The following is a 12757-nucleotide window of genomic DNA, read 5'->3' on the forward strand; positions in this document are numbered from 1 at the left end:
TCGGCACCCACCGCCGCGCGTGGGGCATAGTGGAGCCATGCCCGACTCCACCTCAGGGGCCGACACCCCCACGGTCTTCGTCTTGTTCGGTGCCACCGGCGATCTCGCCAAACGGATGGTGCTGCCCGCCTTCTACGAACTCGCCCAACGCGAGCTGCTGCCGACGCGGTGGAAGCTCATCGGCAACGGTCGCGGCGAGCGCACCGACGACGAGTTCCGACAGCACGTCGCCGACGCGCTGACCGAGTTCGGCGACGGGACCGACGACCACTGGGACGCGTTCGCGAAGAATCTCCGTTTCGCCGGTGGGGGATTCACGGTCGACGACCCCGGACAGCTCCCCGACGTCATCGACGAGATCCGCAACGGCGGCGACGACGGGGCGGGCGACTTCAGCGGCGACGACGTCCAACTCGTGCACTACATCGCCCTGCCGCCGGCCACGTTCACCGATTACACGAAGGCGCTCGGCGCGCACGGACTCGACGAGGGCGCACGGGTGGTCTACGAGAAGCCGTTCGGCACCTCGCAGAAGTCGTTCGAGGAACTCGACGTCGCGGTGCACGAGGTGTTCGACGAGAAGCAGGTCTATCGGATCGACCACTTCCTCGGCAAGGAGAGCACCCAGAACCTGCACATCATCCGGTTCGCCAACGGCATGTTCGCCGGCCTGTGGAACCGGGAACACGTGGAGCAGGTGCAGATCGACATCCCCGAGACGCTCGACATCGACGACCGCGCCGAGTTCTACGACGCCACCGGTGCGGTGTTGGACATGCTCGTCACCCACCTGTTCCAGGTGGCGGCCGAGGTGGCCATGGAGCCGCCGTTGAGCCTGCGCGCCGACGACCTGCAGACCGCAAGGGAGTCGGTGATCGCGGCGTTCCGCCCCATCGACACCGACGAGGTGGTGCTCGGTCAGTACGACGGCTACCGCGACACCGAGGGCATCGCCGACGACTCCGACACCGACACCTACGTCGCCGCACGGATGTGGGTCGACACCGACCGGTGGCGTGACGTCCCGTTCGTGTTGCGGACCGGGAAGATGCTGGGCGTCTCCGCGCAGCGCGTGACGCTGGTGTTCCGTCGACCCGAGGACGGCCCGGTCACCCACCTGCCCGCCGACGGTGCGGCGCTGACCTTCGATCTGTCCGGTGACGGCGAGATCGACATCACGCTGACGGTGAAGACACCCGGCCCCGGTGAGGAGCTCTCGGTGGCGCACATGGAATTGCCCTTGAGCTCCATCGAGACCAACGGTGGTGGCCTGTCACCGTATTCACGTCTTCTCTTCGACGTTCTCGACGGCGATCGCTCGCTCTTCACCCGTCCCGACGGACTGGCCCACGTGTGGGAGGTCGCGGCGCCGTTGCTCGACAACCCGCCGGCGATCCAGTCCTACGCGCCCGGTTCGATGGGCCCGCACGCCGCCGACGCCCTGGCCGATCCGGTGGGCTGGTTCGTCAGCGGCCGCTGACCCAGTCGTACGGCAGGAACTTCCCGTCGAAGGTGATCACCACGCGGTCGCCGGAATCGTGCGGGACCTTGTCGATGTCGAGGCTGAAGTTGATGGCGCTCATGATGCCGTCGCCGAATTTCTCGTGGATCAGTTCCTTCAGCGCGGGCCCGTAGACCGCCAACGCCTCGTACAGGCGATAGATCGTCGGATCGCTCACCGCGACATCACGATCGGTTCCCCGGACCGGTACGGCGCCCAGCAGCGCGACCACGTCGGTGGGCAGACCCAGCTTCTCGACGAGGACCTCAGCCTCCGGGCGGGGGATGGGGTGTTGGCCCAACAACGCCGCCGTCGTCCACACGACGGGTCGGTCGACGGCGTCGGCCAGGTCCTGCCACGTCACCCCCGCCTCGATGCGGCGCGCGACGATGAGTTCGGTCAGTTCGGTGCGATGCATGCCGACCAGTCTTCTCGCGTTCACCCGCCACCGCACGACAACCGTTGCCGACCCTGGACTCACACCCCGTTCGCGGTGAGGCTCAGGCGCCGAGTTCGCGATCGAGGTTGTAGGCGGCGCTGATCAGGGCGAGGTGGGTGAACGCCTGGGGGAAGTTGCCGAGCTGTTCACCGGTGAGACCGACCTGTTCGGCGTAGAGACCGAGATGGTTGGCGTGGGTGAACATCTTCTCCATCGCCAGGCGGGCGTCGGCCGGACGTCCGACCCGCGTCAACGCCTCGACGTACCAGAACGAACACAGCGAGAAGGTGCCCTCGGTCCCGCTGAGACCGTCGTCGTGATCGCTTGCGTCGTACCGGAAGACCAGCGAATCGCTCACCAGCTGGCCCTCGATGGCCTCCAGGGTCGCCAGGAACCGCGGATCGGTGGGGGAGAGCAGCTTCACCGCCGGAATCAGAAGCAGCGAGGCGTCGAGCCGGTCGGATTCGAAGGTCTGCGTGAACGATTGGCGGGACTCGTTCCACCCCTTGGTCATGATCTGATCGAAGATCTCGTCGCGGGTCTTCATCCACGTCGCGACGTCACCGGGAAGTCCGCGCTGACGACTCATACGGATCATGCGCTCGAACGCGACCCAGCACATGAGTCGCGAGTAGACGAAGTTCTGCGACTCCGATCGCACCTCCCAGATGCTCTCGTCGGACTGGTCCCAGTTGTCGACGAGCCAGGACATGACCCCGCACAACTGGTTCCACGAGCTCCACGAGATACCGGGCCCGTACTTGTTGAACAGGTAGACCGAGTCGATCAGCTCGCCGTAGATGTCGAGCTGCATCTGGTTGGTGGCACCGTTGCCGACGTTCACCGGGGTCGACCCGCGGTAGCCCTCCCAGTGCTCGAGCGGCTTCTCGTCGGGCGGGGACTCGCCGTCGATGGTGTACATCAGACGCAGGGGCCGGCCGTTGGCGTCGCCTCCGTCGCTGAACCGCCGCGTGAGCCACCCCATGAACGCGGCCGCCTCGTCGTTGAAACCGAGCCGCAGCAGGCCGTACAGCGAGAACGCCGCGTCGCGGATCCAGACGTATCGGTAGTCCCAGTTGCGTTCGCCGCCGATCTCCTCGGGCAGCGCGGTGGTGACCGAGGCGACGATGGCACCCGTCGGCTCATGGGTCATGAGTTTGAGCGCCAGGGCCGAGCGATGCACCATCTCGCGCCAGCGACCGGTGTAGTTCGACTGGGCCAACCACGACTGCCAGAACCGCACCGTCCCGTGGATGATGTGCTCCGAGGCCTCGGAATCGCGTTCTTCGTCCGGGATCTCGTCGGCACCGAGACTGAAGGTGGCGGCCTCGCCGACACCGAGCTGAACTCGCGAGGTCACGACGCCGGCGTCGACCTCGAGCGGCACGTCGGCCGCGAGGTACAACGTCAGGTCGCCACCGGTGAGCGTGACGTGGGTGTCGTCGACGGCGCAGGCCGTGTGCTCGGCGCGTCCGTAGTCGAAGGCGGGATCGAGGCGCATCGACATGGTGACGCGCCCCCGGACGCATTCGATGCGGCGCACGATACGGGTCCGGTGATCGGGGTCCCGGGGCTTGGCCAGCGGCATCAGGTCCTGCACCTCGGCGACGCCGTCCTCGCTCATGAACCGCGTCACGAGGACGTTGGAGTCGGGGAGATAGAACTGCTTCGTCGACACGAGTCCGTCGACCATCGACATGTCCCACGATCCGCCCTTCGACGAGTCGAGGAGCGAACCGAACACACTCGGCGAGTCGAAGCGCGGGCAGCAGAACCAGTCGATACGACCGTCGATGCCGACCAGTGCGGCGGTGCGCAGATCACCGATGACACCGTGATCGGCGATGGGGAGGTAGCCGTCGACCGAGTCGTCGGTCGTGGGCCTGGTGGCGTCGTTGCGGGTCACACTCCCCATAGTGGCAGTACGGCGCAGATCAGCCGGTCACAGACCCGACCGACGACGCGAGTCGATCACGCCGGTGTCGAAACCTGCGAGGTGCAGCCCGCCGTGGAAGCGCGCGTGCTCGATCTTGATACAGCGGTCCATCACCACGCGCAGCCCCGCCTCCTCCGCCCGGTGCGCGACGTCCTCGTGCCACAGACCCAACTGCAACCAGAGGGTGCGCGCACCCACGGCGATGGCCTCCTCGGCCACCTGGGGCAGATCGTCGTGTTTGCGGAACACGTCCACGAGGTCGGGGGTACCGGGGAGATCGGCGAGCGTCGGGTACACGGTGGTGCCCTCGATGTCGTCGATCGTGGGGTTGACCAACCAGATGGTGTAGTCCGAGGTCGACGACAGGTACTTGTTCACGAAGTAGCTGGCGCGTGCGGGGTTCTTCGAGGCACCGACGATGGCGATCGTCCGCGTCTCGGTGAGGATGGTCCGGCGTTGTGCGGCCGTGGGGCCCACCCAGGTCCTGGTGTCAGACATCGGAGTTCGCCTCCTCCCCGGTGGCCGTCGCCGCGGCCAGCGCCTGATCGAGATCCCAGAGGATGTCCTCGATGTCCTCGATGCCGACACTGATACGGATGAGGTCGTCGGGAACGCCCGCGGCCTCGAGCTGCTCGGCGGTCAACTGCCGGTGCGTGGTGCTGCCGGGGTGGATCACGAGGGTCCGCACGTCGCCGATGTTCGCGACGTGACTGGCCAGACGGACGTTCTCGACGAAGGCACGACCGGCGTCGCGACCGCCGGCGATACCGAACGCGAACACCGCGCCCGGCCCGGCCGGGAGGTACTTCGCCGCACGCTCGGCGTGGGGGTGGTCGGGCAGCCCCGCCCACCGGACATAGGTGACGCGGGGGTCGGCGTCGAGCCACTGCGCGACCGCCCGCGCGTTGGACATGTGCGCGTCCATCCGCTGCGGCAGGGTCTCGATGCCCTGGATCAGTTGGAACGCCGAGGTCGGGGCGAGGCTGGCACCGAGGTCGCGGACCTGCTCGCTGCGGACCTTGGTGAGGAACCCGTACTCGCCGAAGTTGCCCCACCAGGTGAGCCCACCGTAGGAGGCGACGGGCTCGGTCATGGCCGGGAACCGGCCCGAGCCCCAGTCGAATCGGCCCGATTCGACGATCACCCCACCCAGGGTGGTGCCGTGCCCGCCGAGGAACTTCGTGGCCGAATGGACCACCACGTCGGCACCGTGTTCGATCGGTCGGCACAGCCACGGGGTCGCCATGGTGGAGTCGACGACGAGGGGGAGTCCGTGGTCATGGGCCACGGCCGCCAACCCCTCGAGGTCGGCGATCTCGCCCGACGGGTTGCCGATCACCTCGGCGTAGACCAATTTGGTGCGATCGGTGATGGCCGCGGCGTAATCGGCCGGATCGGTACCGCCGACGAAGGTCGTCTCGATCCCGAAGCGACGCAACGTCACGTCGAGCTGGGTGACCGTTCCGCCGTAGAGTCCGGCCGCGGCGACGATGTGGTCGCCGGCACCGGCCAGCGTCGCGAAGACGGCGAACTCCGCCGACAGGCCGCTGGCGGTCGCGACCGCCCCGATCCCACCCTCGAGGCTGGCCATCCGCTCCTCGAACGCGGCGACCGTGGGGTTGCCGATCCGGCTGTAGATGTTGCCGTACTTCTGCAGGGCGAAGAGGTCTCCGGCGTCGTCGGCGTCGGCGAAGACGTAGCTGGCGGTCTGGTAGATCGGGATGGCTCGGGCACCGGTGTGCGGGTCGACGCGGGCCCCCGCGTGGATCGCCCGGGTACGCAAGCCGAATTCGTGGTCGCTCACCCTGCGAGTTCTACCACCGTGGTGTCGAGCCGGCTGCGGCGACTCAACCGACGCGCAGGGTGGTGTGCACCGGTGTGGCGTTGCGGGTGAGGTCGAGGACGGGGCAGTGCGCATCCACCGCGGCCTGCAGTTCGTCGTAGCGTTCCTGCGACTCGGGGCCGGTCACGGTGATCTCCAGCCGCACTTCCCCGAACCCCGCACGGACGTCGTCGTCGAACCCGAAGAACCCGTTGACATCGAGGTCGCCCTCGGCCGTCGCCGAGATGTCGTCGACGGAGATCCCCAGCTTCTCCGCCCAGAACCGGTAGGTCACCACCTGGCAGGACAGCAGCGAGGCGAGGTAGTACTCGACCGGGTTCGGCGCGGTGTTCTCGCCGCCGAGCGCCGGCGGTTCGTCGACCTCGACGCTGTACTGGCCCAGACGGATCGTGCTCGCGACCGCGTCGTGAGCGACCGCAGCACCGCGGAACAGCGCATGCGCGTTCGTCGGGTCTGATGCGATCGCGTCCGCGGTCGCGGCGATCACGCCGCCGATGTGTGTGGTGGAAGTGGTCATGACCGGTCCTCTCGCGCGGTGGATGGTCTGTTCACGCTAGGCCGAGGACCGGTCACCGAACCGGCCGACGACATTCGTCGATGCCTCTGATCTGCACCGATGGGTTCCGATCGAGGTGATCCGATACGGATGTCCTGCGCTCACCCGAACGAGCGGGGCGCGGTGAGGAGATCGTCACCTCCGACACACAGCGAGGTAATCGACGCGAGAGCCCGCGCCGCCACCATGGGGCCATGGTCAGATCCCTGTGCGCGTACTGCGGCGTGGGGTGCGGCATGGTCCTGCAGATCGGCCGTGGTCCCGACGGCGGCGACGTCGTCACCAAGACCTCGGGGGACACCGCACACCCCAGCAACGCCGGACGTCTGTGCACCAAAGGCGCCACCACGGCCGACATGCTCGCCGCGCCCGGTCGTCTGCACACCGCTCTCGTCCGCGCCGAACGCGGGGGCGCCGCTGACCCGACCGCGACATCCGACGCCATCGGTCTCGCCGCGCGTCGACTCCGCGCCATCGTCGACGAGCACGGCCCGGACGCGGTCGCGATCTACGTGTCCGGACAGATGTCGTTGGAGGCGCAGTACCTCGCGACGAAGCTCGCGAAGGGCTACCTCCGGACGTCGCACATCGAGTCGAACTCCCGACTGTGCATGGCCAGCGCCGGCACCGGGTACAAGCAGTCGCTCGGTGCCGACGGGCCGCCCGGCTCCTACGACGACTTCGACCACGCCGATCTGTTCTTCGTCACCGGCGCCAACATGGCCGACTGCCATCCGATCCTGCATCTGCGGATGCTCGACCGCATCAAGTCCGGTGCGCGCCTGATCGTGGTGGATCCGCGCCGGACCGCCACCGCCGACAAGGCCGATCTGTTCCTGCAGATCGCCCCCGGCACCGATCTGTGGCTGATGAACGGTCTGCTCCACCTGCTCGTCGAGGCCGATGCGGTCGATCACGACTTCATCGCCGAGTTCACCGACGGCTGGGATGTCATGGTCGAGTTCCTGGCCGACTACACCCCGGCCGTGGTCAGCGAGCGATGCGGCGTGGACGAGTCCGACCTGCGGACCGCCGCACGGTGGATCGCCGAGGCCGACGACTGGATGAGCTGCTGGACCATGGGCCTCAACCAGTCGACACACGGGACATGGAACACCAACGCGTTGTGCAATCTGCACCTGGCGACCGGGGCGATCTGCCGCACCGGCAGCGGCCCGTTCTCGCTCACCGGTCAGCCGAACGCGATGGGTGGCCGCGAGATGGGCTACATGGGGCCGGGGCTGCCCGGCCAGCGCAGTGTCCTCGTCGACGCCGACCGCTCGTTCGTCGAGGACGCGTGGCGTCTGCCGGCCGGGTCGCTGCGCACCGAGGCGGGCGCGGGCACCATCGACATGTTCTCCCGCATGGCGCAGGGCGAGATCAAGGCCTGCTGGATCATCTGCACCAATCCCGTTGCCAGCGTGGCGAACCGATCGACGGTCATCGCGGCGCTCGAACGCGCCGAGCTGGTGATCACCCAGGACACGTTCGTCGACACCGAGACCAACACCTACGCCGACGTCGTGCTGCCGGCGACGTCGTGGACCGAATCCGAGGGGGTGATGGTCAACTCCGAACGCACTCTCACGCTGTTCCGACCCGGTGTGCCGGCACCCGACGACTGTCTACCCGACTGGCAGCTCATCGCGCTCATGGCGCGCGAGCTCGGGTTCGGTGAGGCCTTCGACTTCGCGACCGCCGAGGAGGTCTTCGAGGAGATCGTCGGTTTCGCGAACCCGAGCACCGGATACGACCTGCGGGGCGTGACCTACGACCGCCTGCGCGAGTCACCGGTCCAATGGCCCTGCCCGCCGACGTCGACGCGGTCACGCCATCCCATCCGTTACCTCAACGACGGTGTCAGCCAGAAGCTGCTGACCCGACCCGACGGCACGGCGCCCCGATTGGCCTTCGCGACCCCGAACGGTCGCGCGCAGTTCCTCGCCCGCCCGGCCATCGATCCCGCCGAGATGCCCGACGACGACCACCCGTTCGTCCTCAACACCGGCCGGCTACCGCACCAGTGGCACACCATGACCAAGACCGGCCGGGTCGCCAAGCTGAACAAACTGAACCCGGGGCCGTTCGTCGAGATGCACCCCGATGACGCTGCGTCTCTGGGCATCTCGAGCGGCGACCGGGTCGAGATCGCCTCACGCCGCGGCACGGCCGTCCTCCCCGCGACGATCAGCGACCGGATCCGGCCCGGTGGCTGCTTCGCACCGTTTCACTGGAGCGACGTGTTCGGCGAGAACCTGGCCGTCAATGCCGTCACCAACGACGCCATCGACCCGGCGTCGCAGCAACCCGAGTTCAAGTTCTGCGCGGTGCGGCTCGTACGGGTGGGACCCGCCGTGGAATCGTCGGTCGTGCCCGCTCCCGGCGAGGCCCCGTCTTCGGCGAGCACCGACGAGATGGGGTCGCTCGGCCGGGCCCTGGGTGTCTCGGCGTCCGACGTCGTCGAACTGACCGCATCCGAACGGACATGGGTCGCGGGCCTCGTCGCGGGTCTGCAGGCCGCGCCGATGGATGACGCACCGGTCGGCTCGGTGCCGACCGTTCCCGCCCACGCGCCGTTGTCGCCGGCCGCCCGCGCCTACGTCGACGGCGTGCTCGCCGGCATCTGGTCGCGCACCGTCCCGTCGGAGAGCATCGCTGCCGACACCGGATCGACGCCGACGACCACGGCGGTGGTGCTGTGCGCATCGCAGACGGGGACCGCGGAGGAGTTCGCGGCCACCGCCGCGGCCCACCTGGCCGACACCGGTGTCGGGGTCACCCTGCGCTCCATGGACGACTTCTCGGTGGCCGATCTCGCGCATCACGACGCGGCCCTGATGATCACCAGCACCACCGGCGACGGCGACGCCCCTGACAACGGCGTCGCGTTCTGGGACCAGGTGACCGCTCCGGACGCGCCCGATCTGCGCGGCGTGCGGTACTCGGTGCTCGCCTTCGGCGACTCCAACTACGACGACTTCTGCGGCCACGGCCGCAAACTCGATTCACGGCTGGCCGAGCTGGGCGCCGACCGCATCGCCGAGCGTGCCGATTGCGAGCCCGAGTTCGCCGACACCGCAGCCGGATGGCTACAGAGGGTCACCGAACGGCTGGCCCCCGCCGCACCGACCGGCGCCCCGTTGGTGCCGACCACCGCACCGACCGCGCCCGCGGGATACAGCAGGAAGTCGCCGCTGCGCACACGTCTGATCCGCAACACACCGCTGTCCGGTGCCGGATCGGCGAAAGACGTCCGCCACTTCGGTTTTCACCTACCCGCGGACACACTGAGCTACGAGACCGGCGACGCACTCGGGGTGTGGCCCCGCAACAGCACGCACCTGGTCGACGAGTGGCTGACACTCACGGGCCTCGACGGCGACGCCACGGTCGACCTCGACGGCCGTCCACCACGGCCCCTGCGCGACGCCCTACGCGACGATCTCGAGATAGCGCGCATCACCCCCGATCTGCTGCGCTTCGTGGTGCGCCGCACCAACGACGTGGATCTCGAGGCGATGATGCTGCCCGAGAACCGTGACCGGCTGAACGACTGGACGTGGGGGAGACAATCGGTCGACCTGCTCGCCGCCCACCCTGTTCGCGCCGGCATCCGTGACTGGCTGGCCGTGCTCAAACCGATGCAGCCCCGGCTCTACTCGATCTCGTCGAGCCCACTCGACCACCCCGACGAGGTACAGCTGACGGTGTCGGCCGTGCGACACAACGTGCACGGGACACCCCGACGAGGCGTGTGCTCGACCTATCTCGCCGATCACGCCGACGACGACGAGATCGGCATCTTCGTCCAGAAGTCGACGCATTTCCGTCCACCGGCCGATCCCGAGACCCCGATGATCATGATCGGGCCGGGCACAGGCGTGGCACCCTTCCGCGCGTTCCTGCAGGAGCGTCGCGCGTTGGGTCACACCGGACCCAACTGGCTGTTCTTCGGCGAGCAGCACGAGGCCACCGACTTCTACTACCGCGACGAACTGACGACGATGCTCGACGAGGGCGTGCTCACACGGCTCGACGTCGCGTTCTCGCGTGATCAGGCCGACAAGGTCTACGTACAGGACCGGATGCGCGAGCACGGCTCCGAGATGTGGGACTGGCTGCATCGGGGCGCGTCGATCTACGTGTGCGGTGACGCGACGCGCATGGCCCGCGACGTCGACGCCGCGCTCAAGGGCGTGGTGGCCCAGTATGGGCGTCTCGCCCCGCACAGCGCCGAGGCCCACGTGAAAGCGCTCGCCGCCGACAAGCGATACGTACGCGACGTCTACTGACCTACCATCGGCGGTGTGACGAACATCAGCACGGTGGCCTTCGCCATCTGCGATGTCGTGATCGTCCTCGGCTGGATCTGGTCGCTGACCCGCGCCTGGAACGCCCCGCACGACCCGGATCTCGAACTCGCGATCGAAGCGGCGCGACGGGAGTCACGCGGTGCGACCCCCTCGGAGCGCTCGATCGCCGACCTCCGGCGCGATGCCGTGGACTGGAAGATCAAGTTGGAGACGAAGGCGTCGTATCCGGCCTTCGGTTCCGCGGTCCTCAGCGGGGTCACGTTGGGCTTCAGCGGCAATGCCGTGGGCCGCAGCACCTCGTTCGCCGATGCGTGGATCATCAGTTCCGGGATGCTCCTGGCCTCACTCGCAGTGGCCTTCACGAGTCGACTCGTGACGGCCAAGCGCATCCAGCACCGGCTCCCGCGCCTGCTCGGGCGCTGACGAGCGGTGGGACATCATCACAAGGCATCGCCGACGCGACCCGGCGCGACCGTAACGATATTGTGACATCGAACGATGACAGGTCGTTGACATCGAGTTCTCCATGGGGGAGGGCTCATCGGACTGAGGAGCGCGCGGATGCACCCGGCACCCCCGCTACACCGGTCGCGACCGCGCTTCGACGAGGCATCGCAGGATGTCCTCGTCCATCTGCGTCGGGTGTTCCCGATCGGCACCTGGACGGTCACCCGTTTCGACGGTGAGCGCCAGATCTATCTGACCGTCGACGACACCGATCTCGGCGTGAGTGCGGGTTCGGCGGTGGCCTGGTCGAGTGCGATGTGCCAGAACCTGACCCCCGACGGCGGCCCGTTGATCGCCCACGACATGCGCGCGGTGCCCGAGTACGCCGCGGTGATCGACCGCACCGGGTCGCCGGCGACGAGCTATGTCGGTTTCCCGCTCGCGAAATCCGATGGCACGCTGTTCGGTTCGGTCTGCGGATTCGGGCGAGACAGTCTGCCGCTCGACACCGACACCCACACCGAACTCATCACCCTGCTCGCGTCGCTGCTGTCCCGGATCCTCGAGGCCGACCTGCAGGCGACTGCGGCCGAGCGCGCGCTCGAGGCCGCCCACCGTCACGCCGACACCGACGCCCTGACCGGACTGCTCAACCGACGTGGGTGGGAGAACATGCTGGCGGTCGAGGAAGCGCGATTCCGTCGCTTCGGCGATCCCGGAGCGGTCGTGGTGATCGACCTCGACGACCTCAAACGCACCAACGACACCCACGGTCATCACGCCGGTGACGACCACCTGCGGCGGGTCGCGGCGTTGCTGACATCCGCGGTGGACGTTCCCGCGGTCTTCGCGCGGACCGGCGGCGACGAATACGGCATCCTCATCGGTGGATCACCGCAGCGCGTCGTCGGCCAGGTGGTGGCGGCGATCCGGGAGACGTTGTCCACCAACGCGATACCGGCGTCGGTCGGTGTCGGGCGTTATGAACCCGCCGACGGCCTCGATGGTGCGTGGAGGCGGGCCGACTCCGCCATGTATCTCGAGAAGTCGCGTCGTCGCGGCGACATCGCCTCGGCGTCCTGATCCATCTGCGGCCCGCGCGGCGGGGCGCGGTGTCGTCCACCGCAGGAGGAGAGGAACAATGACAGGTGTGTCGCTCCTCATCGTCGTCGTCACCATCGTGTTCGCGGTGGCCGTGCTCGCCGGTGTCACGTGGTTCGTGATCGACTCCATGGTGCGCGTGCGCCGCTTCGCCCGCTCCACCGACGTTCTCCCCGGCCGTGCGGGCACCGCGCCACGCGAATGGGCAGCATCCGACGATCCCGCTCCGCTGCTGCATCGCCGCCTCCGGTACGCCATCGCGCTGGTCCACGAGAACCACACCCTGGGCGCCGATCCCGTCTCGCGAGCCGCGCTCGAGCGCCTCGACGACGCAGTCCTCGCGCTCGACGGACGACTCGTCTCCGTCGTGACCGACTCGGCACCCGGGGACGATGACGCCCTGACGCCGTTCGACGACGCCATCTCGGCGCTGGAACGACTGCCCGGACGGCTCGTGTACCAACCCCCAGGGGTCATCGCCGGCCGTGTCGACGAGACGATCGCGTACCTCGGCGACCCGTCATTGCCGCTGGATACGGGCGAATCGCCCTATTCCGACGACGAATCCGCCTGAGAGACATTCGCCACATCTCCGTGGGAAATATCGGCACCTCCGCCCTT

General features: G+C 68.1%; 10 protein-coding genes. 5 read left to right on the forward strand and 5 right to left on the reverse strand.

Annotation, left to right across the window (positions count from 1 at the left end):
• The first annotated feature begins 37 nt into the window (after positions 1-37).
• Positions 38-1480, forward strand: coding sequence for a glucose-6-phosphate dehydrogenase (locus TU34_RS10455; protein ID WP_045822818.1), 1443 nt, complete (start codon positions 38-40; stop codon positions 1478-1480).
• Here the strand turns inward: TU34_RS10455 and cynS are convergent.
• The 5 genes from cynS to TU34_RS10480 form a co-directional block, all read right to left on the reverse strand.
• Positions 1467-1919 carry a cyanase gene (cynS, locus tag TU34_RS10460; RefSeq protein WP_045822819.1) on the reverse strand — a complete coding sequence of 151 codons (453 nt, stop codon included), beginning with the start codon at positions 1917-1919 and terminating at the stop codon, positions 1467-1469. The genes TU34_RS10455 and cynS overlap by 14 nt on opposite strands.
• A gap of 82 nt (positions 1920-2001) precedes the next feature.
• Positions 2002-3855 (reverse strand): glycoside hydrolase family 15 protein, encoded by a 1854-nt coding sequence (locus TU34_RS10465; RefSeq protein ID WP_045822820.1) that lies wholly within the window; start codon positions 3853-3855, stop codon positions 2002-2004.
• 27 nt (positions 3856-3882) lie between these two features.
• On the reverse strand, positions 3883-4374 hold the full coding sequence (locus TU34_RS10470) for a CoA-binding protein (RefSeq protein ID WP_045822821.1): 492 nt from the start codon (positions 4372-4374) through the stop codon (positions 3883-3885).
• Entirely contained in the window at positions 4367-5680 is a 1314-nt protein-coding gene (locus TU34_RS10475; protein ID WP_045822822.1) for an O-acetylhomoserine aminocarboxypropyltransferase/cysteine synthase family protein, read from the reverse strand. The genes TU34_RS10470 and TU34_RS10475 overlap by 8 nt, the downstream gene beginning before the upstream one ends.
• Positions 5681-5723: 43 nt before the next feature.
• A complete protein-coding gene (locus tag TU34_RS10480; protein ID WP_045822823.1) occupies positions 5724-6236 on the reverse strand; it encodes an OsmC family protein in 513 nt (170 codons plus the stop codon).
• Positions 6237-6469: 233 nt separating this feature from the next.
• Here TU34_RS10480 and TU34_RS10485 point away from each other — a divergent pair, with 233 nt between their 5' ends.
• From TU34_RS10485 to TU34_RS10500, 4 genes are all read left to right on the forward strand, one after another.
• A complete protein-coding gene (locus TU34_RS10485) occupies positions 6470-10567 on the forward strand; it encodes a bifunctional nitrate reductase/sulfite reductase flavoprotein subunit alpha (RefSeq protein ID WP_045822824.1) in 4098 nt (1365 codons plus the stop codon).
• A gap of 15 nt (positions 10568-10582) precedes the next feature.
• Positions 10583-11011: a hypothetical protein gene (locus tag TU34_RS10490; protein WP_045822825.1), complete on the forward strand. Its 429-nt coding sequence runs from the start codon at positions 10583-10585 to the stop codon at positions 11009-11011.
• Positions 11012-11149: 138 nt separating this feature from the next.
• Positions 11150-12118 (forward strand): GGDEF domain-containing protein, encoded by a 969-nt coding sequence (locus TU34_RS10495; protein WP_045822826.1) that lies wholly within the window; start codon positions 11150-11152, stop codon positions 12116-12118.
• Between the two features lie 58 nt (positions 12119-12176).
• Positions 12177-12710, forward strand: coding sequence for a hypothetical protein (locus tag TU34_RS10500; RefSeq protein WP_150116481.1), 534 nt, complete (start codon positions 12177-12179; stop codon positions 12708-12710).
• The last annotated feature ends 47 nt before the right edge of the window (positions 12711-12757 follow it).

It is taken from the genome of Williamsia herbipolensis (assembly GCF_000964005.1).
Taxonomy (GTDB): Bacteria; Actinomycetota; Actinomycetes; order Mycobacteriales; family Mycobacteriaceae; genus Williamsia_A; species Williamsia_A herbipolensis.

Coding starts and splice junctions, on each gene's coding strand:
- TU34_RS10455 (WP_045822818.1), top strand. CDS start 38: ATGCCCGACTCCACCTCAGGGGCCGACACCCCCACGGTCTTCGTCTTG.
- cynS (WP_045822819.1), bottom strand. CDS start 1,919: ATGCATCGCACCGAACTGACCGAACTCATCGTCGCGCGCCGCATCGAG.
- TU34_RS10465 (WP_045822820.1), bottom strand. CDS start 3,855: ATGGGGAGTGTGACCCGCAACGACGCCACCAGGCCCACGACCGACGAC.
- TU34_RS10470 (WP_045822821.1), bottom strand. CDS start 4,374: ATGTCTGACACCAGGACCTGGGTGGGCCCCACGGCCGCACAACGCCGG.
- TU34_RS10480 (WP_045822823.1), bottom strand. CDS start 6,236: ATGACCACTTCCACCACACACATCGGCGGCGTGATCGCCGCGACCGCG.
- TU34_RS10485 (WP_045822824.1), top strand. CDS start 6,470: ATGGTCAGATCCCTGTGCGCGTACTGCGGCGTGGGGTGCGGCATGGTC.
- TU34_RS10495 (WP_045822826.1), top strand. CDS start 11,150: ATGCACCCGGCACCCCCGCTACACCGGTCGCGACCGCGCTTCGACGAG.
- TU34_RS10500 (WP_150116481.1), top strand. CDS start 12,177: ATGACAGGTGTGTCGCTCCTCATCGTCGTCGTCACCATCGTGTTCGCG.